General features: G+C 69.9%; 26 protein-coding genes and 3 pseudogenes. 10 read left to right on the plus strand and 19 right to left on the minus strand.

The genetic code is table 11. The features are described 5' to 3' along the window. Positions 1-16 precede the first annotated feature (16 nt). Both OG953_RS30505 and OG953_RS30510 read right to left on the minus strand, forming a co-directional pair. Complete coding sequence (locus OG953_RS30505) at positions 17-898, minus strand: PhzF family phenazine biosynthesis protein (protein ID WP_405688340.1); 882 nt, start codon at positions 896-898, stop codon at positions 17-19. A gap of 386 nt (positions 899-1284) precedes the next feature. Then, positions 1285-2058, minus strand: a complete 774-nt coding sequence (locus tag OG953_RS30510) for an SDR family oxidoreductase (protein ID WP_405688342.1) — start codon at positions 2056-2058, stop codon at positions 1285-1287. Positions 2059-2320: 262 nt separating this feature from the next. Here OG953_RS30510 and OG953_RS30515 point away from each other — a divergent pair, with 262 nt between their 5' ends. After that, positions 2321-3949, plus strand: coding sequence for an alkaline phosphatase D family protein (locus OG953_RS30515; RefSeq protein WP_405688343.1), 1629 nt, complete (start codon positions 2321-2323; stop codon positions 3947-3949). A 71-nt stretch (positions 3950-4020) separates the two neighbouring features. Here the strand turns inward: OG953_RS30515 and OG953_RS30520 are convergent, their stop codons facing one another. Further along, positions 4021-5025: a Gfo/Idh/MocA family protein gene (locus OG953_RS30520; RefSeq protein WP_405692148.1), complete on the minus strand. Its 1005-nt coding sequence runs from the start codon at positions 5023-5025 to the stop codon at positions 4021-4023. A gap of 87 nt (positions 5026-5112) precedes the next feature. On the opposite strand from OG953_RS30520, the gene OG953_RS30525 reads away from it, so the two are divergent. Then, the gene (locus OG953_RS30525; protein WP_405688345.1) at positions 5113-6435 is read left to right on the plus strand and encodes a multidrug effflux MFS transporter; all 1323 of its coding nucleotides are present in this window, start codon (positions 5113-5115) and stop codon (positions 6433-6435) included. A gap of 13 nt (positions 6436-6448) precedes the next feature. Here the strand turns inward: OG953_RS30525 and OG953_RS30530 are convergent, their stop codons facing one another. Together OG953_RS30530 and OG953_RS30535 are read right to left on the minus strand one after the other, a co-directional pair. Further along, positions 6449-7099 carry a hypothetical protein gene (locus OG953_RS30530; protein ID WP_405688347.1) on the minus strand — a complete coding sequence of 217 codons (651 nt, stop codon included), beginning with the start codon at positions 7097-7099 and terminating at the stop codon, positions 6449-6451. A 73-nt stretch (positions 7100-7172) separates the two neighbouring features. Then, positions 7173-8480, minus strand: a complete 1308-nt coding sequence (locus OG953_RS30535; protein ID WP_405688348.1) for a hypothetical protein — start codon at positions 8478-8480, stop codon at positions 7173-7175. A 141-nt stretch (positions 8481-8621) separates the two neighbouring features. Here OG953_RS30535 and OG953_RS30540 point away from each other — a divergent pair, with 141 nt between their 5' ends. Further along, entirely contained in the window at positions 8622-9629 is a 1008-nt protein-coding gene (locus tag OG953_RS30540) for a small ribosomal subunit Rsm22 family protein (protein ID WP_405688349.1), read from the plus strand. Positions 9630-9663: 34 nt separating this feature from the next. On the opposite strand, the gene ddaH is transcribed toward OG953_RS30540, so the two are convergent. Further along, positions 9664-10479, minus strand: a complete 816-nt coding sequence (ddaH, locus tag OG953_RS30545; RefSeq protein ID WP_405688351.1) for a dimethylargininase — start codon at positions 10477-10479, stop codon at positions 9664-9666. A gap of 171 nt (positions 10480-10650) precedes the next feature. Between ddaH and OG953_RS30550 the strand changes: the two genes are divergently transcribed. Both OG953_RS30550 and OG953_RS30555 read left to right on the plus strand, forming a co-directional pair. Next, positions 10651-11268, plus strand: coding sequence for a TetR/AcrR family transcriptional regulator (locus tag OG953_RS30550; protein WP_405688354.1), 618 nt, complete (start codon positions 10651-10653; stop codon positions 11266-11268). A gap of 143 nt (positions 11269-11411) precedes the next feature. Beyond that, entirely contained in the window at positions 11412-12158 is a 747-nt protein-coding gene (locus OG953_RS30555; RefSeq protein WP_402000193.1) for a bifunctional DNA primase/polymerase, read from the plus strand. Between the two features lie 126 nt (positions 12159-12284). Here the strand turns inward: OG953_RS30555 and OG953_RS30560 are convergent, their stop codons facing one another. The 5 genes and pseudogenes from OG953_RS30560 to OG953_RS30580 form a co-directional block, all read right to left on the minus strand. Beyond that, a complete protein-coding gene (locus OG953_RS30560) occupies positions 12285-13217 on the minus strand; it encodes a hypothetical protein (protein ID WP_405688355.1) in 933 nt (310 codons plus the stop codon). Then, a complete protein-coding gene (gene efeU, locus OG953_RS30565) occupies positions 13150-14121 on the minus strand; it encodes an iron uptake transporter permease EfeU (protein ID WP_405688357.1) in 972 nt (323 codons plus the stop codon). Before efeU ends, OG953_RS30560 begins: the two co-directional genes overlap by 68 nt. A 230-nt stretch (positions 14122-14351) precedes the next feature. Next, complete coding sequence (efeB, locus tag OG953_RS30570) at positions 14352-15647, minus strand: iron uptake transporter deferrochelatase/peroxidase subunit (RefSeq protein ID WP_405688358.1); 1296 nt, start codon at positions 15645-15647, stop codon at positions 14352-14354. 19 nt (positions 15648-15666) lie between these two features. Beyond that, on the minus strand, positions 15667-16803 hold the full coding sequence (efeO, locus tag OG953_RS30575) for an iron uptake system protein EfeO (RefSeq protein ID WP_405688360.1): 1137 nt from the start codon (positions 16801-16803) through the stop codon (positions 15667-15669). Positions 16804-16992: 189 nt separating this feature from the next. Further along, positions 16993-17207, minus strand: a pseudogene (locus OG953_RS30580) (hemin ABC transporter ATP-binding protein); the annotation flags it as partial. 157 nt (positions 17208-17364) lie between these two features. Between OG953_RS30580 and OG953_RS30585 the strand changes: the two are divergent. Continuing rightward, entirely contained in the window at positions 17365-18135 is a 771-nt protein-coding gene (locus OG953_RS30585) for a PhzF family phenazine biosynthesis protein (protein ID WP_405688361.1), read from the plus strand. Here the strand turns inward: OG953_RS30585 and OG953_RS30590 are convergent. Beyond that, a pseudogene (locus tag OG953_RS30590) lies at positions 18125-18202 on the minus strand (biliverdin-producing heme oxygenase); the annotation flags it as partial. The gene OG953_RS30585 and the pseudogene OG953_RS30590 overlap by 11 nt on opposite strands. A gap of 60 nt (positions 18203-18262) precedes the next feature. After that, a complete protein-coding gene (map, locus tag OG953_RS30595; protein ID WP_189277516.1) occupies positions 18263-19120 on the minus strand; it encodes a type I methionyl aminopeptidase in 858 nt (285 codons plus the stop codon). A 58-nt stretch (positions 19121-19178) separates the two neighbouring features. Between map and OG953_RS30600 the strand changes: the two genes are divergently transcribed. After that, positions 19179-19409 (plus strand): hypothetical protein, encoded by a 231-nt coding sequence (locus OG953_RS30600; RefSeq protein ID WP_176740283.1) that lies wholly within the window; start codon positions 19179-19181, stop codon positions 19407-19409. A 43-nt stretch (positions 19410-19452) separates the two neighbouring features. On the opposite strand, the pseudogene OG953_RS30605 reads toward OG953_RS30600, so the two are convergent. Continuing rightward, positions 19453-19729, minus strand: a pseudogene (locus OG953_RS30605) (MFS transporter); the annotation flags it as partial. Between the two features lie 90 nt (positions 19730-19819). After that, positions 19820-20422: a hypothetical protein gene (locus OG953_RS30610; RefSeq protein ID WP_405688363.1), complete on the minus strand. Its 603-nt coding sequence runs from the start codon at positions 20420-20422 to the stop codon at positions 19820-19822. Positions 20423-20563: 141 nt separating this feature from the next. On the opposite strand from OG953_RS30610, the gene npdG reads away from it, so the two are divergent. Both npdG and OG953_RS30620 read left to right on the plus strand, forming a co-directional pair. Further along, a complete protein-coding gene (gene npdG, locus OG953_RS30615) occupies positions 20564-21274 on the plus strand; it encodes an NADPH-dependent F420 reductase (protein ID WP_405688365.1) in 711 nt (236 codons plus the stop codon). Positions 21275-21369: 95 nt separating this feature from the next. Next, positions 21370-21543, plus strand: coding sequence for a hypothetical protein (locus OG953_RS30620; protein ID WP_405688366.1), 174 nt, complete (start codon positions 21370-21372; stop codon positions 21541-21543). 8 nt (positions 21544-21551) lie between these two features. On the opposite strand, the gene OG953_RS30625 is transcribed toward OG953_RS30620, so the two are convergent. Both OG953_RS30625 and OG953_RS30630 read right to left on the minus strand, forming a co-directional pair. Then, complete coding sequence (locus OG953_RS30625; protein WP_405688368.1) at positions 21552-22349, minus strand: site-2 protease family protein; 798 nt, start codon at positions 22347-22349, stop codon at positions 21552-21554. 58 nt (positions 22350-22407) lie between these two features. Further along, positions 22408-22833 carry a hypothetical protein gene (locus tag OG953_RS30630; RefSeq protein ID WP_405688369.1) on the minus strand — a complete coding sequence of 142 codons (426 nt, stop codon included), beginning with the start codon at positions 22831-22833 and terminating at the stop codon, positions 22408-22410. Between the two features lie 20 nt (positions 22834-22853). On the opposite strand from OG953_RS30630, the gene OG953_RS30635 reads away from it, so the two are divergent. Continuing rightward, on the plus strand, positions 22854-23090 hold the full coding sequence (locus OG953_RS30635; protein ID WP_405688370.1) for a hypothetical protein: 237 nt from the start codon (positions 22854-22856) through the stop codon (positions 23088-23090). Positions 23091-23199: 109 nt separating this feature from the next. Here OG953_RS30635 and OG953_RS30640 read toward each other — a convergent pair whose 3' ends face one another. Together OG953_RS30640 and OG953_RS30645 are read right to left on the minus strand one after the other, a co-directional pair. After that, positions 23200-24048 (minus strand): ABC transporter permease, encoded by an 849-nt coding sequence (locus OG953_RS30640; protein WP_405688372.1) that lies wholly within the window; start codon positions 24046-24048, stop codon positions 23200-23202. Then, on the minus strand, positions 24045-25067 hold the full coding sequence (locus OG953_RS30645) for an ATP-binding cassette domain-containing protein (protein WP_405688374.1): 1023 nt from the start codon (positions 25065-25067) through the stop codon (positions 24045-24047). Before OG953_RS30645 ends, OG953_RS30640 begins: the two co-directional genes overlap by 4 nt. Between the last annotated feature and the right edge of the window lie 125 nt (positions 25068-25192).

A 25192-nucleotide genomic window follows, 5' to 3' on the forward strand; every position in this document is an offset into this window, starting at 1 on the left:
CCGCGGCGCCCCCTCGTCAGGCTTCGATCCGGGTACCCGTACCGCTCACCCGCACCCGCGCGTCGCCCGCCCGCAGTTCGACCGTGAGCGTGCCGGGGCGGCCCATGTCCTCGCCCTGGTGGAGGGTGAGGACAGCGGCGTCCGGGACGAGGCCCAGGGTGCGCGCATAGGCGCCGAAGGCGGCCGCCGCCGCGCCCGTGGCGGGGTCCTCCACCACGCCGCCGACCGGGAACGGGTCGCGGACGTGGAAGACGTCCGGCGCCGCCCGCCACACCAGCTGCAGGGTCGTCAGGTCCAGTCGGCGCATCAGGGCTTCGAGGCGCGCGAAGTCGTAACTGAGGTCGGCAAGCCGCTCACGGGTCGCGGCGGCCAGCACCAGGTGGCGGGCGCCCGCGAAGGCGATCCGTGGCGGCAGGGCAGGGTCGAGATCGGCGGTCGGCCAGTCCAGGGCGGCGAGCGCCTCCGCCAGGTCGTCCGGGGCGATGTCCATGACGTCCGGTTCGACGCTGGTGAGCGTGGCGCGGAGTCCGCCGCCCTCCTGGGTGACGGTGACCGGGACCGTACCCGCGGGGGTGCTGAACACCAGATCGCCGGGGCCGTCGCGCTCGGCGAGTGCGAGGGCCGTCGCCACGGTGGCGTGGCCGCAGAACGGGACTTCGGCCTTCGGGCTGAAGTAGCGGATCGTGTATCCCCGGGCGGCCCACGGCCCTTCGTCGCCCGGCTCGTTCCGCCCGGTCAGAAAAGCCGATTCGCTGTAACCCAGCTCCGCCGCGACGGCGAGCATCGCCGCGTCGTCGAGTCCGGACGCATCAAGGACGACACCTGCCGGATTGCCGCCCTCCGGGTCGGCGGAGAAGGCGGTGTAGCGCAGGATCTCGGTACCTGAATTCTGACTCATGCCGCAGGTCAACCCTGCCGCGGCCCGGGGTATTCCCGCTCCGGCCGGCCGGATGGTGCCCCGAGCCGCGGTGGCCCGGCCCAGACCGACCGGCAAATGGGGGGCGGCGTCGCGGGGCCGCAACGTGGCAACGGAACGACTTCCTCGGGTTCCTGCTCCGTAGGCCCCTGCCGCACCGCAAGGTGCGGTCCTACATGGGCCTCCACGGGCGTCACTTCCCGCCCGCCCGGCGGTAGGCCTGCCGAGGCCGTCGACTGACACAGTAACGCTCACAACGGTTCCGCATGGTTTCCGGCGGGATGGACTGCAGCACCCCCGAACCAGCGTTGTTCCGGGCGCCTGTTCGTTTCGTGGGCGGGATGGCCGGACTCGTGGCTGCGGCACCGTCAGCCGCGGCCCACGTACGGCATCGCCGTCGCCAGGACCGTGGCGAACTGCATGTTCGCCTCCAGGGGCAGTTCCGCCATGTGGAGCACCGTCCGGGCCACGTCCGCCGCCGCCATCACCGGTTCCACCGCCAGGTCGCCGTTGGCCTGCAGGGTGCCGGTCTGCATCCGCTCCGTCATGTCCGTGGCGGCGTTGCCGATGTCGATCTGCCCACAGGCGATCCGGTACGGACGGCCGTCCAGGGACAGCGACTTCGTCAGGCCCGTCATGGCGTGCTTGGTCGCGGTGTAGGCGACCGAATGCGGGCGTGGTGCGTGGGCGGAGACCGAGCCGTTGTTGATGATCCGGCCGCCCTGCGGGTCCTGCGCCCTCATCAGCCGGTATGCCGCCTGCGCGCAGAGGAACGCCCCCGTCACATTCACGTCCACCACCGAGCGCCAGTCCTCCACGGACAGGTCCTCGACCGGGACGGAACGCGGTCCGAACGTACCCGCGTTGTTGAAGAGCAGATCGAGTCGGCCGAAGCACTCGTGTGCCGAGGAGAAGAGCGCGTCCACGTCCTCGGGGCGCGACACATCGGTGGGGACGGTGATCATCCGGGCGTTCTCCCCGGCCAGCGCGGCGGTCTCGGCGAGGGGTTCCGGGCGCCGGCCCGCGAGCGCCACCGACCAGCCGGCGCCGGTCAGGGCGAGAGCCACCGCGCGACCGATTCCGGAGCCCGCGCCCGTCACGACCGCCGTCTTCGAGTCGGAATTCAACAGTTTGTTGCTCATGGGGCCGCAGCGTACGCCCTGTCGTCCCGCGGGCCGCGTGGGGCCACACGGGGTCAGGACGCCGTATGCGGCCGCGGGTTCACGTCACGGAGGGCCGACCTTGATGATCATGGTCTCCGTCGCGTATGCGCACTTTGTCGTGGGCATCCATTCCCGCTGTATTCCTTATCCGCGCGACGCCGGAGCGACGCGACCACGACAGCCGCTCGATGTGCTGGCCCGGTGCACTGCCCGAGTACACCACCAGCCAGGGGAGGGACAGATGACGCACTCATCGCACCAGCAGGAGATGCGCGACGCCGCCAGGCATGTCGGACGCCGCCGCTTCCTCACCGCCACCGGTGCCGCTGCCGCGCTGGCCTTCTCGGTCAATCTGCCGGCCGCGGGCACCGCGAGCGCCGCCGAGCTGGACGGCCGGAGGATCGGCGAGGACCCGTTCACCCTCGGCGTCGCCTCGGGCGACCCGCAACCCGACTCGGTCCTGCTGTGGACGAGACTCGCACCCCGCCCGTACGAGACCGGCAGCGGACTTCCCCAGTCCCGTGTCGCGGTGAGCTGGGAACTCGCCCACGACGAGCGCTTCTCCCGCATCGTCCAGCGAGGGTCGGCCACCGCCCACCCGGAGTTCAACCACAGCGTCCACGTCGAGGTCAAGGGCCTCGAAGCGGACCACGTCTTCTACTACCGCTTCCGCACCGGTACGTGGATCAGCCCCGCCGGCCGGACCCGCACCGCGCCCGCCCCCGACGCCCGCAACAGCGTGCTGAGCCTGGCCGCCGTCTCCTGCCAGGCCTACCACGACGGCTACTTCACCGCGTACAAGCACCTCGCCCGGGAGGACGTCGACGTCGTCTTCCACCTCGGCGACTACCTCTACGAGTACGCCGTCAACGCGACCGGCGGAGCCCGCAACTACACCGACCGCAAGCTCCCCGCCCACTTCAACCGGGAGACGGTCACGCTGGAGGACTACCGGCTGCGGTACGGCCTCTACAAGTCCGACCCCGATCTGCGTGCCGCCCACGCCGCGCACCCCTTCGTCGTCACCTGGGACGACCACGAGACCGAGAACAACTACGCGGGTGACACCCCCGAGAACGGCGTACCGCCGGAGGAATTCCTGCTGCGGCGCGCCGCCGCCTACCGGGCGTACTGGGAGAACCAGCCGCTGCGCACCCCGCAGCAGCCGGCCGGCCCGGACATGAAGCTCTACCGGCGCCTGCAGTTCGGAAGCCTCGCCCAGTTCGACATCCTCGACACCCGTCAGTACCGCAGCGACCAGGCCTACGGCGACGGCTGGCACAAGCCCGGACCGGAGTCCGCGGACCCCTCGCGCACCCTGACCGGCGCCACCCAGGAACGCTGGCTGCTGGACGGCTGGCACGCCTCACGGGCCACCTGGAACGTCGTACCGCAGCAGGTCGCCTTCGCCCAGCGGCGCGATGTCCCCACCGACGCCTATCTGCTCTCCATGGACGCGTGGGACGGCTACCCCGCCTCCCGGGACCGGATTCTGAAGGGGGCCGGGGCCGCCGGGATCGACAACCTGATGGTGCTGACCGGCGATGTGCACGTCGGCTACGGCTTCGACCTGAAGAAGGACTTCGACGACTCGTCGTCCCGCACCGTCGGCACGGAGATCGTCGCCACATCCATCACGAGCGGCAAGGACGGTACGGACAAGCCGGCCGGCTGGAACAACCAGATGCGGGCCAACCCGCACATGAAGTTCTTCAACGGCCGCCGCGGATACGCGGTCATCACGCTGGGCCTGAAGCAGGCGCGCGCCGACTACCGCACGGTGCCGGCCGTCACCACGCCCGGTGCGCCCGTGACGACGGCCGGATCGTTCGTCACCGAGGTGGGGAACCAGGGCCTCACGCCCGCGTGAGACCGACCGGCAATGGGGACGCCACCCTCCATTTGCCGGTCGGTCCAAGGCCCTTCTCGGACAGGTCCCGGTCAGAGGAGGCCGTCGGCCGGGTAGCGGACGCCGATGCGGTCACGTACCGCGTCGAGCGTCCGCATCACGGCAAGGGAACCGTCCAGCGGCACCAGCGGCGACTCCGTCTCGTCCGCCCGCAGTGCCCGCGCCACCTCGGCCTGCTCGAACTGCATCCCGCGCAGCCCCTTGCCCGCCGCCCCCGCGGTGAACTCCTCCGGCTCGTGCCCCTCCCGGTGCAGCACGAACCGTTCCGGGTAGAAGAAGCCGCGCGGGAAGTCGATCCGCCCCTTCGTGCCCGTGACCGAGGCGGTCAGCGGCGTGTCCGCGACGATCGAACAGTTCAGCAGCGCCGAGGCGCCCGCCTCCGACCAGCTCAGCAGCATCGCGGTGTGCAGATCGACGCCCTCGGGGGAGAGCAGCGCGTCGGCCTGCACCCGGTCCGGCTCGCCCAGCAGCAGATGCGCGAACGACACCGGATAGACCCCGAGGTCCAGCAGCGCGCCGCCGCCCAGCGCCGGGTCGCGCAGCCGGTGTTCGGGTCCGAAAGGACCCGCGAGCCCGAAGTCGGCCTGCACGGTACGGATATCGCCGATGGCGTCGTCCCGCACCAGCTCCGTCATGCGCCGGATGACCGGGTTGCAGTACGTCCACATGGCCTCCATCAGGAAGAGGCCGCGGTCCCGGGCGAGCTTCACCAGCTCGTCCGCCTCCCGCGCGTTGAGCGTGAACGCCTTCTCGCACAGCACGTGCTTTCCGGCCTCCAGACAGAGCGCGGCCGCCTCCCGGTGCGCAGAGTGCGGTGTCGCGACGTACACCACATCGACCTCGTCGTCGGCGGCGAGCTCGGCCCAGCTGCCGTACGCCCGGGGTATCCCGAACCGCTGCGCGAACGCCTTCGCCGCGGCGTCCGTACGGGATGCGACGGCCACCACCTCCGCGTCCGGCATCGACCGCAGGTCCTCGGTGAACGTCGCGGCAATACCGCCGGTCGCCAGCACGCCCCAACGCACAGCCCTGCTCATGCCTGTCATGCCTGCTCCCCAAAGAGGTCTCGACCAGTCCGGCTGAGCTGAGAGCATAGAGGCGGATTCAACGACATGGAGATGAGAATGCCGGAGAGCGGCGCAAGCCGGGCCCAGCAGGAACGTACACACATATCGACCACCCGGACCGTGGCCGCGGAGTCCGCGGCCACCGGCACACCTCCCGGAAATCCGGCCGCCACCGACGCGGCCCGGCGCACCGGACTCCTCGTCACCCTGGTCCTCGGCGGCCTCACCGCACTGCCGCCGCTGTCCATGGACATGTACCTCCCGGCCCTGCCCGCGGTCACCGAGTCCCTGCACGCCTCCGCCGCGACCGTGCAGCTCACCCTCACCGCCTGCCTCACCGGCATGGCGCTCGGGCAGGTCGTCGTCGGACCGATGAGCGACCGGTGGGGGAGGCGCAGGCCACTGCTCCTCGGCATGATCATCTATGTCTTCGCCACCGCGATCTGCGTCTTCGCCCCCACCACGGAACTCCTCATCGGCTTCCGCCTCCTGCAGGGCCTGGCCGGTGCGGCGGGGATCGTCATCGCCCGTGCCGTGGTGCGCGACATGTACGACGGCGTGGAGATGGCCAGGTTCTTCTCCACCCTGATGCTGATCTCCGGCGTCGCACCGATCGTCGCACCGCTGATCGGCGGACAGGTGCTGCGGTTCACCGACTGGCGGGGGATCTTCGCCGTCCTCACCGTTGTCGGCGTGGTGCTCACCCTGGTCGTCTGGAAGTGGCTGCACGAGACCCTGCCGCCGCAGGACCGGCACACCGGCGGCATCGGCGACGCGCTGCGCACCATGCGCGGGCTGCTCGCCGACCGGGTCTTCACCGGCTACATGATCGCGGGCAGCCTCGCCTTCGCCGTCCTCTTCTCGTACGTGAGCGCCTCGCCGTTCGTCGTGCAGGAGATCTACGGGGCCTCGCCGCAGACGTTCAGCCTGCTCTTCGGCATCAACTCGGTCGGCCTGATCGTCGTGGGCCAGATCAACGGCAAGGTGCTGGTCGGCCGGATCAGCCTGGACAAGGCGCTCGCCTTCGGGCTCTCGGTCATCGTGCTGGCCGCGGCCGCGCTGCTGCTGATGACGTCCGGGGTCTTCGGGCACGTGGGCCTGGTCCCGGTCGCGACGGGGCTCTTCGTGCTGATGTCGGCGATGGGGCTCGCGATGCCCAATACGAACGCACAGGCCCTGATGCGTACGAAGCACGCCGCCGGGTCCGCCTCCGCACTGCTCGGTACGTCGTCGTTCCTGATCGGCGCCGTCGCCTCGCCGCTCGTCGGGATCGCGGGCGAGGGGACGGCCGTTCCGATGGCTGTCGTGCAGCTGGTGTGCGCGGTGGGTGCGATGGCCTGCTTCCTGGGGTTGTGCCGGCCCTGGCAGCGGGTTTCTTAGCCTGGGGCCGGGGTCAGCCCCAGGTCTCGCCGCTGATCAGGTCCGGTCCGAGGTGGCGGGAGGCGACGGAGACGATCGCCGGTACCGCACCTTCCCCCGACGCGTGCTTGAAGGTGTGGACCACGCAGGTCTGCACCGGGTGCATCGGCCCGCCGGGCCATCCGCCGTCGTTGGCGTGCAAGGGCCGGTGCTGGGGGCGTGCCAGGGCGAAGCAGACGAGCATCGTGCGGTGGTCCTCGTACCAGAAGTAGTCGGCGATCCTCCGATTGCCGAAGTCCATGCAGTCGAACGCGACGGCGATGTCCTCGCTGCCGTACGGGGCCGCCCGGAGGGCCGGCAGTACATCGAGGACCGCGTCGCCGGCGGCGAGGAGCCGGGCCTCTTCGTGGGAGTCGCCCCAGGGCGGCGGGTCGTCGTCCCGCATGCCTTCCGGGTATTCCTCGGAACGCAGCACCGTGCCGACGGGAGGCCGGTCCCAGCGTGCCTGCCCGCTGACGCTGCCCCAGTTGAGGCTGGCGTTGGCACAGAGCTTCCCCGCGACGAGCGCCCACGGCGTCCGGACCAGACGCTGACGCGCCAGCTCGACCACGAAGCGGCCGAAGGCCTCGGGCGGAAGCAGAGTCGGCTTCGCGGGCGCGATGAAGGCGTCGGTCCAGATTCCCATGCCCTGTTGTAACAGCGGGGTCCAGTGCGGCGCGAGCGTGTTTCCGCAGGCCCGGTCGGACCGAGTAGTACGCCTAGTTCGCGCTCGGGTAGCCGATCAGATGCGGGCGGTCCTTCTCGTCCGTCCAGCGGAACAGGCCGACGCCGTCCGACGTCACCGCGCCCGGAACCCGTTGGTTCGAGGGCAGGGCGCCCGTCGTGCCGCTCCTGACCGCCACCGCGACGGGGGTGCCGCCGCCGGCCAGTACGTCGGCCGCGTTGCGTGCGTTCGCCGCGCCGTACGCGATGCCCTCGTCGGTCACGGACGCGAGCGTCAGCGGCTTCGTGCCGTCCGCCCCCTCGAAGCAGAACCCCCGCTTCGTCAACAGGTCGAAGGCGAGCGGCCCGGCCACCAGGAAGTTGCCCGAGGGGGCGGCGACCAGCTGCGGGTACTGGCCCGGCTTGATCGCAGGCTTGCTGCACTCCACCGAGGCGAGGGGCTTGCCGGTCTCCATGTCCTGCACCGTCCACAGGTCATGGGTGGCGGCCCGCTTCGCCCCCTTTGCGAGCTGCCACTTCGCCAGTACCAGGCCCGGGATCACCGATGTCGGGATTCCGCTGAGCCGGTCGGTGCCCTTGGGGGCGACATTGCGGCTGAACCAGCCGCCCTGCACCCAGAATTCCTTGGCCCCGCTGACCAGCAGGCCCTTCTTCGTCAGCCCGCGCACCTCGGTGAGCTGCTTGCAGGTCGTGCAGCCCTTCGGATACTTGAGCGCGGGGGTGGTGATCTCCGACACCCGGCCGGTCACCGGGTCGACCACGGCGCTGTTCGTCCGGCCGTCGCTGATGAGAATGCCGGGGCCGGTGGTGGTGACCGTGGGTACGGAGTTCCACGGCACCTCGATGCGCCGCCGGGAGCCGTCCTGCACGTCGTAGACATCCAGCGAGATGATCGTGTCGGCGGGGGTCAGCGCGTTCTCGCCGACCTTCCCGTACGACCAAGTGACGAAGTACTCGTGGTCGTCCACGGTGACCGGGAGGAGCCTCGGGAAGTGCTGCGGGGACGGGGGCCGCCAGCTCTCCCCGTGCCAGCCGGCCTCCCCGGTCTCCGAGTCGATGGTCCGCAGCTGGTACTTGGTGTCCGAGACCCGCACGAGATAGGCGAGGCTTCCCGTCGTCCGGGAGAGCGCGTAGTCGGGCGAGGTGCCGATGAGCTCCCAGCCGTGCTCGGTCGCGAACACGGAGGGGACGGTGAGCTGTGTCACCGGGGCCGCGCTCCCCTTGGCCTGCTTCTTCGGCTTGTCGGACCTCTTCTCGCCGCTGCCGCAGGTGGCCAGCAGAAGAAGCATGGCAAGCACGAGCACTCCGCCGACCAGAACCAGGCGCACGATCTTCTGTCTCATGGTTTCCCTCGATGGGCGATCCCGACCTCGCGCCGGTCAGCGTAGCAACTCGCGTAGATGTCGCGGCAGTTCCCATGCGCTGCCGTTCGCTGCGGGTGCCGGGTCGCAAGCGGGTCCGCCGCCTTTGCCTACAATTCGTCGGTGAACGCCACCCTCCCCACCGCGGAAGCCCTGCGCGCGGCACTGGCCGGACTGCTCGACGGGCTGCCGCCCAAGCAGGCCGTCCAGGCCGTCGACCGGCTCATCGCCAACTACCGCGGGACCACCCCCACGGACGCCCCGGTGCTACGCGACCGTTCCGACGTCGCCGCGTACGCCGCGTACCGGATGCCCGCGACCTTCGAAGCTGTACGGTCCGCGCTCGCCGCACTCCAGGAGGCCGCCCCGGGCTGGGTGCCCGCCACGCACACCGACATCGGCGGCGGCACCGGAGCGGCGAGCTGGGCCGTGGCGGGGGCCTGGGAGGGGCCGAAGACGACCGTCCTGGACTGGGCCGAGCCCGCACTCGCCCTCGGCCGGGAGCTGGCCGCGATCTCCGGCATCCCCGCCCTGCGCACTGCCGAGTGGCGCCGGGCCCGGATCGGCACCGGCCTCGAACTCGCCCCCACGGACCTGATCACCGTCTCCTACGTACTCAAGGAGCTGACGGCGGACGCCCGCGCCGGCCTCGTCGACACCGCGGCGGCCGCCGCACAGGCGGTCGTGGTCGTCGAGCCGGGCACCCCCGACGGCTACGCCCGGATCATCGAGGCCCGCGACCGGCTGATCGCCGCCGGGCTGAAGGTCGCCGCGCCCTGCCCGCACGACGACGCCTGCCCCATCGAGCCGGGCACGGACTGGTGCCACTTCTCGGCCCGGGTCAGCCGTTCCTCGCTGCACCGGCAGGTCAAGGGCGGCTCGCTGCCGTACGAGGACGAGAAGTTCAGCTATGTCGTGGCGACCCGCTTCCGGACGGAACCCGTCCGCGCGCGGGTCACCCGCAAGCCGCAGATCCGCAAGGGGCAGGTGCTGCTGGACCTGTGCACCCGTGACGAGGCCCTGCAACGCTCCACGGTCACCAAGCGGCACGGCGAGCTGTACCGGGCCGCCCGGGACATCGCGTGGGGCGACGAGTGGCCGCCGCACGACGCGGGTGAGTCCGGCGCCTGAGCGCGGCTGACGCCCGCGGCTGCCGGACCCCCGGCTAACCGCGCAGCTCCTGCGTGCAGCATTTCACGCTGCCGCCGCCCTTCAGCAGCTCGCCCAGATCCATCGGCACCGGCTCGAAGCCGCGAGCCCGCAACGGATCGAAGAGCCCCGTGGCGGCCTGCGGCAGCAGCACATGGAGCCCGTCGCTCACCGCGTTCAGGCCGAGCGCCGCCGCATCCGTCTCCTCGGCGATCAGTGCGTCGGGGAAGAGCCGCGCCAGCACCGACCGGCTGCCCGGCGAGAAGGCGCCCGGGTAGTACATGATCTCGTCGCCCGCGTCGTCGAGCACGGACAAGGCAGTGTCCAGGTGGTAGTAGCGCGGGTCGACCAGATCGAGCCCGACCACCGGGCGCCCGAAGAACTCCTGCGCCTCGTCGTGCGAGAGGGGACTGGACCGGAAGCCCCGCCCGGCCAGGATGTACGAAGCGGTGACCGCGAAGTCGCCCTCGCCCTCGTTGACGTGGGCCGGTTCATGGATCTCGTTGAAGCCGTTGTCCCGGAACCACTCGCGATGGGCCCCGGCCTCCTCGTACCGCTCCTGGTACGCGAACCGGGCGCCGAGCACCCGGCCGTCGATGACGGTGGCGCCATTGGCGGCGAAGACCATGTCGGGCAGCTCGGGTCGGGGGGTGAGCAGCTCCACGGTGTGTCCGAGGGCGTGGTAGCGGTCGCGCAGGTCCTCCCACTGGGTCTGGGCCAGGGGGAGATCCACGGGCTTGCTGGGGTCCATCCACGGGTTGATGGAGTACGTCACCCTGAAGTGGGTCGGGGCGCACATCAGGTAACGGCGGGGTGTGGCTTCACGAGGCAAGGAAGGCTCCTCACGAAAAAGCAGGGGTCACCTGCCGGGGGACTTCGCACGGGTGTGTGCGTGAGCCCATGGTCCGCTTTCCGGGGGCCCGCGCGCAGTGATCCGATCGGGTGGTTCCGCACGGTGATGAGACGACACGTATCGACTCGTGCCGCTGCTAGATTTGCCGACATGGTAGAGAATCGGCCACCCGACTCCAGTCGCCGCAGCGAGCGCTCGCGCCGTGCGATCTACGACGCGGCGCTCGGCCTGGTCGGCGAGGTGGGCTACCCCAGGACCACCGTCGAGGCCATCGCCGCGCGGGCCGGCGTCGGGAAGCAGACGATCTACCGGTGGTGGCCCTCCAAGGCGGCCGTTCTCCTGGAGGCTTTCGTCGCTCTCGGTGACCGGGCCGCCGAGGAGAACGGCGCGGGTGACGCGCAGGGGCTCCCGGACACGGGTGATCTCGCGGCCGACCTCAAAGTCGTTCTGCGGGCCACCGTCGACGAGCTGACCGACCCCGCCTTCGAAGCGCCGACCAGGGCACTGGCCGCCGAGGGGATCGTCGACCCGCAGCTGGGCGCCGAATTCGTCCAGAAGCTGCTCGATCCTTCACTCCGGCTGTACGTCGCACGGCTGCGCGCCGCCCAGGAGGCGGGCCAGGTACGCGCCGACATCGACCCGCGGATCGCCCTGGAACTCCTCGTGGGCCCGCTCACCCACCGTTGGCTGCTGCGCACACTCCCGCTCACCCATGAGTACGCGGAAGCGATCGTCGACTACGCCCTGCGCGGGCTGGCACACCCCTGAGACGCACCCGTCGTTTCATGACAAGAAGTGGCATAGTGCCCAGCTCATGGCGTCGTCCCCCGTACCCCGCTTCGGGACTCTGGCCACCCGAGGCGCAGGATGGTGGGACCATGGGCATGGGCAACGCTGAGGTAAGGGGATAGATGGGCGCCGATTTCGGCCGTTATCGCGGCTCAGAGAGCAAATTTTCCCAATGGCTTCGCCGCCGACCCAAACCGCAGCAGAGCGAGGTCGACGACACCGCCCGGGAGGCGCTGCTCCTGGCTGTCGCCGAAGCCGGAATGCCGATCGCGCCCGCCGCCCATCCGGTCGGCTACCGATGTTCGTGCGAACGCATCGGCTGTCCCACCCCCGCCCGGCACCCCATCTCCTTCGCCTGGCAGACGCAGTCCACCACCGACCGCGCCCAGATCGAGCGCTGGGCCCGCAGCCAGCCGCAGGCCAACTTCATCACTGCGACCGGCATGATCCACGACGTTCTCGACGTGCCGCTGTCCGCGGGCAGCCAGGCACTGGAACGGCTCCTCGCCGCAGACATCGACGTCGGCCCCGTCGCCCGGTCCGGCGACGACCGGATGCTCTTCTTCACCGCCACCCGCGGTACGCCCGAGGACGAGGACGAGTGGTGGCCGTGCGAGCTGGACTGCCATCCCGAGACCATGGACGAGCATCCGGGACTGCGCTGGCACTGCCGCGGCAGCTACGTACTCCTGCCGCCGGCCAGGCTGCCCGGTGAGCTGGATGTGCAATGGGTGCGGGGGCCGGAGAACCCGCTGCCCGATCCGCTGACGCTGCTGGAGACGCTCACCGATTCGTGTGCGCAGTACGCGGACGCGGCGGACCAGAGCGATCTGGACCACGACTCGGTGGCGTGGCCGCTGAGCCGCTAGCGGAATGACCGGGGCCGTCCGGTGGCCACTTCGTCCTCAATCGCCGGACGGGCTCAACGACGTCCTCGATTGCCGGACGGGCTCAACGACGTCCTCAATCGCCGGACGGGCTTGATCCTGCCCCGGTTACGACCCCTTCGCCGCCGTCAGGCCCGGCAGTCGGTTCAGCAAGACCACCTTGCCGTCCCCGGCGCCCTTCTTCGGAACGAACACCAGCTGGCTGGAGACCCGCTCCTTGGTGAGGGTGGACTTCACCTCACCGCTCAGCAGCGCCTCCACATCCGCGTTGAGCGGCGGACGCAGGCCCTTTGCCGCGGTCTGCCGTTCGAAGTGCTTGCTGCTGAAGAAGACCAGCGCCCCGCCGTCGTCCGTCTTCAGGCCGAGCGGGGCGAACGTACCGCTGTCCAGTGGCTGGTCGATGTACTGGTACGAGAAGCCTGCCCGACGGGTGGTGCGGCGCGCGTCCCGCCAGCCCGAAGTGGCGTTGCCGGGGGCGAAGACGTCCGGGGTGCCCTTCTGCAGGTACTCCGTGTACTGGGTGCCCAAGTCCTCCGGCGCCACGGCCAGTTCGGAGCTGTCCGCGGCCACCGGCTCGGCCAGGCCGTCGCTGTCCTTCGCGAAGCCGGGCAGCTGGGACGGTGTGACGACCGACAGATGGGAGGTCTTCCACCCCGCGTCCGGCCCGGACTTGACGAAGACGAGCAGCCAGCGGGTGTCCAGCTTTCCGCTGTCCTCGTCGCGGTTGGAGTCGGTGTCCGCGAGGAACCACCGCGGCCAGCCGGCCTTCTTCGGGATGAGATACCTGGCGTCGGTCAGCTCCAACGGCGTGTGGTTCGCGTTGCCGTCCGGGTTGTTCTTCTGCCGTGCCTTCAGCCCGGCCTGATTGATCGCGCCGAGCGGGCCCGTGACCCGGTCCGCGTCCAGAGCCGGGTCGTAGGCCTTGTCCGCCGCGTTGTACGCGGTGGTGAAAACCTTCAGGGCCTGTGCGGCCTCAGACCTGGTTGCCGCCGGCACCACTTCCAGCTCGCCGTGCACCGTCACGCACCCGCTCGCCGTCATGGACAGCACCGTCGCCGTCGCGAGCCCCGTCGCCAGCCGAATCGGCCTCAGGCTTCTCATCCGTTGCTTTCTGCGCCTTCTGATCCGTCGCCCCCACTGACCGTCCGAACCCTATCGGGGCGAGGAACAGCGCGAGAGTGGGGATCAGATACAGCGCCCACACCGTGACCTGAAGAACGGTCGGGTCGGGCTGGAAGTTGAACGTGCCCTTCAGCAGCGTGCCGTACCAGCTGTCCGGCGGAATCGTGGCGCTGATGTCGAACGCCTTGTTGTGGATACCGCCCAGGAACTCGGCTTCCTGCAGGTCATGGACGCCGTACGCGAGCACGCCCGCGGCGACGACCACCAGCATGCCGCCGGTCCAGGTGAAGAACTTCGACAGGTTGATCTTCAGCGCACCGCGGTAGAACAGCCAGCCCAGTACGACGGCGGTCCCGATGCCGAGGAACGCGCCGATCATCGGGTGCCAGCCGTCGTCCGCCGCATGCACCGCACGCCACACGAACAGCGAGGTCTCCAGGCCTTCCCGGCCCACCGCGAGGAGTGCCGTGGCGACCAGTGCGCCGGTGCCCATCGCGAGTGCCGCGTCGAGCTTGCCGTGCAGCTCCGTCTTCAGATGCCGCGCGGTGCGCCGCATCCAGAAGACCATCCAGGTGACCAGACCGACCGAGATGATCGACAGCGTGCCGCCGAGCGCCTCCTGGGCCTTGAACGTCATCTCCTGCGAACCGAATTCGAGGCCGGCACCGAACGCCAGGCTGACGACGACCGCGATACCGACGCCGATCCAGATCGACACCAGTTTGTTCTTGTTGCCGGTCTTCACCAGATAGGCGATGAGGATGCAGACGACCAGGCTGGCCTCAAGGCCTTCGCGCAGGCCGATCAGGAAGTTGCTGAACACGTTTCGGTTCTCCTTTTCTGCTTCGAGTACCCAGGAAGGATCGGCAATCGGGGGGCGGCGTCGCGGGGCTGGGCACGCGCATCTGCGGCGTTGTCGTCAATCACCAACTTCCCCAAGCTCTCGGCTTCGCTCGAGCAGGGGAGACCCCATCGCGTTGACTCGATCCTCCGCCTTGCAGCTGCACGCGCCCAGCCCCCGCTCCTTCTCCCACCCCCCGATTGCCGGTCCCTCTACGAGAACAGCGCCCGGCCCCACCAGTCGTCCTTGTCACGGACGCCCGGCGGGACGGCGAAGTGCGCCGAACCCACGTGCTGGATGTACTCGTTGAGTGCGTCGTGCGCCGCGAGGCGGCGCTGCAGCGGAATGAATGCCTTGCGGACATCGCGCTGGTAGGCGAGGAAGAACAGCCCGGCGTCGAGCCGGCCGAGGCCGTCCGTGCCGTCCGTGAAGGAGTAGCCGCGGCGCAGGATCGTCGCACCGTCGTTGCTGTCCGGGTGGGCGAGCCGCACATGCGCGGTCGGCAGCATCGCCTTCAGGAACGGCTCGTCGCGCTCCTTGGACTTGCCGACCGGGGCGCCCTCGCCCTTGTCGCGGCCGAAGATGTCCTCCTGCTCCTGGAGGGGGGCGCGGTCCCAGGTCTCGATATGCATCCGGATGCGCCGGGCCACCAGGTACGAACCCCCGGTCATCCAGCCCGCCTTGTCCTTCTCGCCCACCCACACATGCTTGTCCAGGGCGGCGGTGTCGGTGCCGGAGATGTTCCGGGTGCCGTCCTTGAAGCCCATCATGTTGCGCGGGGTCTGGGCGTCGGGCGTCGTCGAGGACGTCTTGCCGAAGCCCAGCTGGGACCAGCGGATCGCGGTGCGGCCCATGCCGATCCTGGCGAGATTACGGATGGCGTGCACCGCGACCTGCGGGTCGTCCGCACACGCCTGGACGCAGATGTCGCCGCCGCTGCGGGCCGCGTCGAGGTTGTCGCCGGAGAACTTCGGCAGATCGACGAGCGCCTCGGGACGCTTGTCCTCCAGGCCGAACCGGCCCTTGGCGAAGAGCGAGGGGCCGAAGCCGATGGTGAGCGTGAGCCGGGACGGCTTGAGCCCCAGTGCCTCGCCAGTGTCGTCCGGCGGGGCCTCCGCGAGACCGCCGTAGGCGCCGTCGCCGACCGCGTGACCGGCTGTCATCCGCTCGGCCGCCCGCGTCCACTCCTTGAGCAGCGCGATCAGCTCGGCGCGGTCCTTCGTCGTCACGTCGAACGCGGCGAAGTGCAGCCTGTCCTGTACGGCGGTGGAGATACCGGCCTGGTGCGGACCGTGGAACGGCACGGCCGGACCGCTGTCCGCGGCCGGCACGGCGTCGTTCTCCGTACGCACCGCGGCGACCGCGCCGCCCGTCGCGACCGCGCCCAGCGCCAGACCGGCGCCGCCCCAGCCGAGCAGCGCCCGGCGGGACGGGGCACGGCTGCCGGTCTCGGCGGCGGTTGCCCCGGAAGCGTCGTCCACGGCGGTGTTCTGCTTCTCCTGCGACATCCCGAAGTCTCCCCGCTCGTTACTTCGTCACCGCGGCGGCGAGCTTGGACAGCGGCTCGGCCAGCGCGTTGACGGCGTCCGAAAGCTCCTTGCGGTCTGCCTTGCCGACCTTCTCGTACGAGGTGAACTCGTAGGAGGTCTTGTCCTTGCGGTACTTGTCCAGCAGCGTGTTCAGTGCCGCGAACTGCTTGTCCAGGGACGCCGTCAGCGCCGGGTCGTTCTTCGACGCGATCGGCTTCAGCAGCTCGTAGGACTTCTCCGCGCCCTCGACGTTGCCCTTGAAGTCGACCAGGTCGGTGTGGCTGTAGCGCTCTTCCTCGCCGGTGACCTTGCCGGTCGCGACCTCGTCGAGGAGTTCCTTGGCGCCGTTGGCCATGGAGGTCGGGGTGATCTCCGCCGTGCCGACCCGCTTCTGCCAGTCGAGCAGGTCCTTGTAGAGGACCGGTGCGAGGGCCTTCTCCTCGGCGCCCAGCTTCTTGTCGTGCCACAGCGCCTTCTCCAGGCGGTGCCAGCCCGTCCACTTCTGGCCGTCCTCCAGGCCGTCCTCGCGGATGTCGACCTTCGGGTCGATGTCGCCGAAGGACTCGGCGACCGGCTCGGTGCGCTCCCAGCCGAGACGGGAGTCGGCGTAGAGCTTCTTCGCGGCCTCGATGTCACCGGCGGCGACGGCGTCCGTGAAGGCCTTGGCCTTCGGCAGCGTCTCGTCGGCCTGGGTCTGGACGTACGTGCGGTAGGCGGCGACGGCCTTGTCCATCTCGGGGCTGCGCTCGGCCGCGTTGGAGCCGGTGACCTCGATCTTCTGCCGGATGCCGTTGCCCTTCATGCCGGGCTTGCAGACGATCTCGTACGAGCCGGCCTTGATCTCGGCCGTGATGTTGGCCTTGGTTCCGGGGCCGATGTTCTCGCGCTCGGCGACGATGCGGTCGTCCGGGAACAGTACGTAGACCTCGGTGACCTTCGAGCCCTTGTTCTGCACGGCCAGCTCGATGTGACCGGCCGGCAGCTTCTTCTTCGATACCTCGCAGGAGTCGTCCTTCGCGACGACCTGTACGGCTCCGTCGCCCTTGCCGTCGCTCTTCTGCGCGCAGCCCGTGACGGCGGTCAGGGCTACCACAGTGGCGGCAGCGGTGACGACGGAGGAACGAACGGCTCGCATACGGGCTCCACAGAGGATGAAGGAGAAGCAGGAGAAGGCCGGACAAAGACGGGTGAGGCAGACCTAACTTAGCCGAGGCTTGCCTCACCGATACCCTCTTGTGTAGTGATTCAACTCTCATCCGCGCGAGGTGGGATCGAGGTGATCACGATTGACTCACGGGAGGCCCATGGAAGGGTCAAGTGATGGTCAAGCGGTTCTTGTCGGTACAACGAGGGCGTCCCGGCCCGCGGATGCGGGAACACCTCGACCGGCTGCCGGTAGACCTCGCCGAGCAGCTTGCCCGTGAACACCTCCGCGGGCGGGCCCGCCACCGCGATCCGCCCGTCGTGCAGTACAGCGGCCCGGTCCGTGTACGCCGCGGCCGGCCGATCGTGCGGCACGACGACGACCGCGTCCCCGGCGCGTGTTGTCGTGGCGACCGGTGCCGGAGCCGTGATCGCCGCCCGCCGTCGCCGTACCGCCTGATCCGTCCGCACCGCAGGACACCACCGCCCGATACCACCGCCCGGGGGCGGCCCAGTTGTACGGCCGTCACCCGGGCGGTGTTTGAATGCCCGCGTGAGCGACAGCGACTTCGACGTACCCGCAGGCATCGACGTACTGCGCGTGTTCTGTGGCCCGGACGGCCGGCACGGCAACGCCCTCGGGGTCGTACGCGACGGGCGTACGTACCCCGACGAGGCGTCCCGGCAGGCGCTGGCCGGTCAACTCGGCTTCAGCGAGACCGTGTTCGTCGACGACCCCGAGCGTGGGCACGTCGACATCTACACCCCGGGACTCCGCCTCCCCATTGCCGGGCATCCGCTCGTCGGCACCGCATGGCTGCTCGATCTGGAGATCCTGGAGCTGCCGGTCGGGGAGATCTTCGCCCGTCAGGACGGGGAGTTCACCTGGATCACCGCCCGCCCCGAGTGGGCGCCTCCGCGCACGCTGGAGCGGTACGCATCCGTCGCCGAGGTCGAGGCGCTGACCGGGCCGCCACCGGGCGAGGGCTGGCTGTATGTATGGGCCTGGGAGGACGAGGCGGCGGGCCGGGTCAGGGCAAGGGCGTTCCCGAGGCGAATCGATGAGCGCGGCGTCAGCCGCTCCGGTGGAGCCGGGGCTTGCACCGGGGGCATCGTGGAGGACGAGGCGACGGGCGCGGCGGCCCTGCTGCTCAGCGCGGAGCTCGGCCGCGCCCTCAACATCACGCAAGGACGCGGCTCCCAGATCCTCACCGCACCCGCACCGGACGGCACGGTGGAGATCGGGGGCCGCGTCATGTTGGCCGGCCGGCCGGCGGACCCGGGGCAACCGCTCCAGCCGCGCCGCCAAGGCGTTACGCGCTGAGCGGGAACACCTCGCCCAGCTCCCGGAACACCGCCGTGTTCAGCGCGAACGCGCGCTTGCACTCGTCGCGAGCATGCGAAAGCGGCCGCCCGCAGGCGGCCGCTTTCGGAGGGAACTGTCCGTGTGACTACGGGAGCGTGAGGATCTCGGCGCCCGTCTCCGTCACCACCAGCGTGTGCTCGAACTGAGCGGTGCGCTTGCGGTCCTTCGTCACCACGGTCCAGCCGTCGTCCCACATGTCGTAGTCATGGCTGCCCAGCGTCAGCATCGGCTCGATGGTGAACGTCATCCCGGGCTGCATCACGGTGGTCGCGCGCGGGCTGTCGTAGTGCGGAATGATCAGACCGGAGTGGAACGAGGAATTGATCCCGTGCCCGGTGAAGTCCCGCACCACCCCGTATCCGAAGCGCTTCGCGTACGACTCGATGACCCGACCGATCACATTGACCTGCCGGCCCGGCCGGACCGCCTTGATGGCCCGGTTCAGCGACTCCTCGGTGCGCTCCACGAGCAGCCGGGACTCCTCGTCCACGTCGCCGCAGAGGTACGTGGCGTTGTTGTCGCCGTGCACACCGTTGATGTACGCCGTGACGTCGAGGTTCACGATGTCGCCGTCGCGCAGCACCGTGGAGTCCGGGATGCCGTGGCAGATCACCTCGTTGAGCGAGGAACAGAGCGACTTGGGAAATCCGCGGTAGCCGAGCGTCGACGGATAGGCGCCGTGATCGCACATGAACTCATGGGCGACCCGGTCGAGTTCGTCCGTCGTGACGCCCGGGGCGATGTGCTTCGCGGCCTCCGCCATCGCCTGCGCGGCGATCCGCCCCGCGATGCGCATGCGCTCGATGGTGTCGGCGTCCTGGATCTCCGGTCCGGTGTACGGGGTGGGGGCCGGCTTGCCCACGTATTCGGGGCGCCGGATGTTTCCGGGTACGGAACGGATGGGAGTGATCTCCCCGGGTACGAGCAGCGACTGGCCAGACATGTCAGCGAGTCTAACCAGCGTGCTTGGGGCAGCATGGCCCCGAGGGAAGGAGCCGATGATGGCCCTGTTCAAGAAGCGTACGGTCGGCAAGCCGGGCGAGTGGTACTACTGCCTGCAGCATCAGAAGGTCGAGGAGGGCCCCGAGTGCCCGGCCAAGGACCGTTTCGGGCCGTATGCCTCCCGTGAGGAGGCGGAGCACGCGATGCAGACGGCGCAGGAGCGGAATCTCGAGTGGGAGACGGATCCCAAGTGGCACGACCGGGCCACGCCGCCCGACCCGGAGGCGTGACCGAGGGGCTCCGGCCGGGGGCTCCGCCCCCGGACGCCGCTCCTCACACGCCGACGGGGCTGGACTCTCTGGCCGCGCGCCTGCGTACCGTGTCCTCGTCCGTCTCGGAGTCGTACGTCAGCAGCTTCGGCAGCGCTGCGGTGAGCAGCGCGACCGAGGCCACGCACGCCACGCCCCCGCTCCGGATCGCGGAGCGGGTCCCTGTCCAGCCCGCCATCGCACCGGCCCGCACCTGGCCCAGCTGCGGGCCGACGCTGTACGAGAGCACCTCGATGCCCGCCCGCCAGCCGGCCCCGCAGCTCCTCCGGGATGGTCTGGTTGCACGAGGGCTCATGGTCCGGCGCCGTAGATGCCCTCTGCAACAGATTTGAGTGGCGGCCGCCGCTCCCGCCGTGGCACCCCGGGACTTCTCACCACCGGGCCGGTGGCGGTGCCGTCAGCTGGTCGGCGAGCCGGGACAGCCGGTCCCGGAAGCGGCGGCGGCCGCGCGGCGCGGGGGCGCTGTTCTCCCCGGCTGCCGCGCTCACCAGATGCTGCACGGTGTCCAGATCGACATCGTCGCTGCCGGTCACCGCGAGCGTCTCGTGGGCGAGCCCCCGCACCTCCGGGTCGCCGTCGTCCAGCGAGAGCACCGTCGCCCCGGCCCGGCGGGCGTCGTGCACCCGCTCCAGCAGCCCGGCGCCGGGCCGCTCAGGGGCCACCAGGAGCAGCGTCTCGCCCCGCCCGGCCGCCTCGATCCTGCACAGACCGACGGCCAGATGCGCCGGATCGCCCGGCTCCACCCGGTGGCGTACCAGGGTGGGTGTCAGCTCGGGCAGCCCGGACCAGGTCGACTCGTCGATCAGATGGGCCGCCAGATGCCACGGCTCGTACACCGCAGTCCCCACCAGCAGCAGCCCGCCGCCGTGCGGGACGACGGACGACCTGAGCGCCCCGGCGAACCGCCGGGCCGCCGCGGGCCACCCGGTCCCGGCGAGCACTTCACGCAGCAGGGCGACGCGTACGGCATCCATGGCCCGGCATCATGCCCCAAGGCCGGTCCCCACCACCGGCGAACGACGGCGAAACCATCCGAACGGGCCCCGTGGAGCGATCCTGATCGCGCGGCCGACGGCGGAGCGTTCCCCTCCATCGCGGGCAGTAGTGTCGAGGCCATGACTACGAATGACAGTGGCAGCGCACCCAAGCCCCCCGCCAAGGATCCCTGGGACCTTCCCGATGTGTCCGGGCTGACCGTCGGCGTGCTCGGCGGCACCGGACCGCAGGGCCGCGGGCTCGCCTACCGGTTCGCCCGCGCCGGGCAGAAGGTGATCATCGGCTCCCGTGCCGCCGACCGCGCACAGACCGCCGCCGACGAGCTGGGCCACGGCGTCGAGGGCGCGGACAACGCCGAGTGCGCCCGGCGCAGCGACGTCGTGATCGTCGCCGTGCCGTGGGACGGCCACGCCAAGACCCTGGAGTCGCTGCGCGACGAGCTCGCGGGCAAGCTCGTCATCGACTGCGTCAACCCGCTCGGCTTCGACAAGAAGGGTGCCTACGCCCTGAAGCCCGAGGAGGGCAGCGCTGCCGAGCAGGCCGCCGCCCTGCTGCCGGAGTCCCGGGTCACCGCCGCCTTCCACCACCTCTCGGCGGTGCTTCTTCAGGACGAGGCCATTGAGGAGATCGACACCGATGTGCTGGTGCTGGGCGAGGCCCGTGCCGACACCGACCTGGTACAGGCGCTGGCGGGCCGGATTCCCGGCATGCGCGGCATCTTCGCTGGGCGGCTGCGCAACGCCCACCAGGTCGAGTCGCTGGTCGCCAACCTGATCTCGGTCAACCGTCGCTACAAGGCGCACGCGGGTCTGCGTACCACCGACGTCTGAACCGGACACGTTCCCGGCGCACCCTGCGGCGAGCGGAAAGGGGCATGGGGGACACTGGACGGGACCGTGCATCACCCCGGACAGGAGCCGCCCCCATGCCCCGCCTCGCTCTCTACGCCATCGCTGTCTGCGTCCTGGCCGTCGTCGCGGCCGTGATCTCGTTCGTCCAGGGCAGCTTGCTCGGGATCGTCTGGGTGCTGTTTGCCGGGCTCTCGTCCAACATGGCGTGGTTCTACCTGCGCCGGCAGCGTGCACAGACCGCCGGCTGAGCGGTGGATCAGAGGCCGGCCGTGCAGGCCTGGTCGGCCGACCGCCAGAAGCGGTAGGTGTCGAAACCGCAGTACGTCGTGAAGTCGCTGACGCCCAGTGCCCGCAACAGGGAATGGATCGCGTCGAAGAACACGTGGTTGACCTCGGGGATCCACAGGATGCCGAAGACCGCGATCAGCCCGAACGGGGCGAACGGCTCGACCTGCCGTCGGATCCGGTACGAGAGCCAGGGCTCGATCACTCCGTAACCGTCCAGCCCCGGGACCGGGACGAAGTTGAGGATCGCCGCGGTGACCTGGAGCAGTGCCAGGAAGCCCAGCGCGTACTGGAAGACGACCGGGACGCCGTCCAGCGCGTGCAGCCAGAACGGCGCCGTGCAGAGAAACGCGAACAGCACATTCATCAGCGGGCCCGCCGCAGAGATCAGGCTGTGCTTCCAGCGCCCGCTGATCCGGCCCCGCTCGATGAAGACCGCACCGCCGGGCAGACCGATACCGCCCATGATCACGAACAGCACCGGCAGCACGATGCTCAGCAGCGCATGCGTATAGGCGAACGGATTGAGCGTCAAATAGCCCTTGGCGGTGACGGTGATGTCGCCGCTGTGTAGCGCGGTGCGGGCGTGAGCGTACTCGTGGAGACAGAGTGAGACGATCCACGCCGTGGTGACGAAGAGAAAGACTGCGATGCCCGGGGTCGACGCAAACCGGACCCAGACAGCCCAGCCCGAAACGGCCATCACCGCGACGATTCCGAGGAAGACCGGGCTGACGCGACGCCCTGCTGCGGCGGTAGCAGTGTTCATGGACCGAGGGTAGCGGCGGCTGTTGAGAGTCCACAGCCTGAGGCTGAAGCGGCCGGGGTTACGGTCGGCCCAGCGATCGGGCGAAGCGCTGCTTCAGGTCCTTGGGCAGACGCAGGAAATGTCCACCTCTGTCCTGAGGGTGACATTCGACGGTGATACCTGCCTGAACAAGGTCATTCGCGAGGGTAGTTGGGTCCTTGTCCCGCCATCGTTCGGCGAAGGTCATTCCGATTTCGGCATACTCCCAGCGATCCTGTCCGTCTTCTTCCGACAGGTGCAGTCGCTCGAACTCTTGTCGTAGCCCGGTGAGCGCCTGCTCCCCTTTCGTTCGGAGGGTCTCTGAACTGTAGATGCCGCGCGGCAGTAGTTGTGCCACGTGGTAGTTGATTGCAGCCTCAACTGCCGCCAGCCGCTCGGCCGACCCATCGCCCTGGACGTAGATCCGCCTGGTGACCGGCTTGTGGCCGATCTCCGAGAGGATCACTCGTCACCCTCGCACGGGCGTTGGCCGGAATCGGTGGCGAGCACCGGGCCACGCTCGCAGCCCGGCTGCTGGGGGCCGGCCGGCAGCTGCTGCCCCGGGGGCATGTGCCGACGTCGATGGAGCGGCACGACTGCGCCCAGGCGGAGGAACTGGCCGTCGCTGTCCTGGGCCGGGCCGCCTACGACGCCGCGTACGCCGAGGGCGGCGGCCGCACCCTGGAGGAGGCCGCCGCCCTCGTCGACGCGCACAGGGAGTGAACCGCGGCCCGGACCACCGGCCGGCCGCGTACGTACCGGCGCCGACCACCGGCCGACCGCGTACCGACACCGGCACGGGCACGGGTACCGACCGGCGTCGGACCGCGGCTCAGGACTTCTTGCGGAACGTGGCGACCGCGAGCGGCCCCGCCACCGCGGTGATCACCGCGGCCCAGCCGAGCGTCACCCACACCGAGTGGGCGATCGGGCCGCCCATCATCAGACCGCGCACCGCGTCCGCCAGATTGGACAGCGGGTTGTAATCGGTGAACGTCTGGAGCCAGCCGGGCATCGTCTTGGTAGGGGCGAAGATCGAAGAGCCGAACTGGAGCGGCATCAGCACGAGCATCCCCATTCCCTGAACCGCCTGGGCCGTCTTCATGGCCAGCCCGAGCAGGATGAAGATCCACATGATGGCGGCGCTGAACACCGCCGACAGCGCGACCGCCCCGATCAGTCCGAACACCGAGGTCTGCAGCTCCATGCCGAGCGCGAAGCCCATGCCCAGCAGGATCAGCGTGGCGACCATCATCCGGCCGAGCTCGACCGCGATCTTCGCGATGAGGACCGAGGAACGGGCGATCGGCATCGTCCGGAACCGGTCCATGACTCCCTTGCGGAAGTCGTCGTTGACACCGGTGCCGACCGCCATGGCGATGTTCATGCCCATCATCGCCATCAGGCCGGGGACCAGATAGTTCAGATACTCCTGCCGGCCGCCGCCCATGCTGCCGCCGACCGAACCGCCGAACACGTACACGAACAGCAGCGTGAAGACGATCGGCATCAGGAGCACATCGAACATCGACTCCGGATCCTTCTTGATCTGGAGGACATTGCGCCGTGCCAGCGCCCCGATGTGCCGCAGATTGGCGCGCAGCCCGATCCGGCCCTCGTCGTGGCGTGCCTTCGCTGGTGCGGTCTCGGTGGGGGCGGGCGTCAGAGTCGCTGTGCTCATGCCGCGACCTCCTCAGGGATCGATGCGGCGGCGGAAGTGGACTTCTCGCCGGTGATGGCCAGGAAGACCTCGTCCAGGCTGGGCAGCGCGGTGGCGACGTGCGCCAGCGAGAAGCCCCGGGTGCCGAGCAGGCCGATGACGGCCGTCAGCTGTTCGTCGCTGAGGATCGGTACGTACAGCAGTCCCTCGTCCGGGACGGCCTGCGCGCCCGCTACCCCGTCGAGTCCGGCCTCCCTGAGCGCCTGCGCCATCGCGGGCAGCTGCGCCGGGTCCGAGGGCCGGATCTGCAGGGTGCGGCCGCCGACCTTCGCCTTGAGCTCGTTCACCCCGCCACTGGCGATGATCTTGCCCTTGTCGATGACGGTGAGCTCATCGGCGAGCTGCTCGGCCTCTTCCATGTACTGGGTGGTGAGCAGGACGGTCGCCCCCTCCGCGACCATCCGCTGCACCTCGTCCCAGACCTCGTTACGGGTCCGGGGGTCGAGCCCCGTCGTCGGCTCGTCCAGATAGAGGACGGCCGGGCTGCCGATCATCGAGGCGGCCAGGTCGAGCCGGCGCCGCATGCCGCCGGAGTAGTCCATCGCGGCACGCTTGGCCGCGTCGGTGAGGGAGAACCGCTCCAGGAGCTCGTCGGCCCGGGACCGGGCGGTCCTGCGCGGCAGGTCGAGCAGCCGCCCGATCATGTAGAGGTTCTCCCAGCCGGAGAGCTTCTCGTCGACCGAGGCGTACTGCCCGGTCAGACCGATGGTGCGGCGCAGCTGCCGCGGCTGCTTCACCACGTCGTAGCCCGCCACGGTGGCGTGTCCCGCATCGGGGATGATCAGGGTGGACAGGCAGCGTACGAGCGTGGTCTTACCGGCTCCGTTGGGGCCGAGCACACCGAGCACGGTGCCCTCGCGGACATCGAGGTCCACGCCGTCCAGAGCCTTGGTCGAGCCGTAGTGCTTGACCAGCCCCCGGACCTCGACGGCGTTCGGGCCGCTCCTGGGGTTCTTGTCGATTCGCGTCATGCCCACCATGGGACCAGGTGCCACCGACAGTCCGCCGACAACAGGCCGACAGCCCGCCGATGGGGGATGTCGGCGGGCTGTCGGTGGTGCGGGCAGTGGCCCGTGCCCGGGGCCTTCCTTCGGATCTGCCCCGG

This window comes from Streptomyces sp. NBC_00057 (assembly GCF_045041165.1).
Lineage (GTDB): Bacteria > Actinomycetota > Actinomycetes > Streptomycetales > Streptomycetaceae > Streptomyces.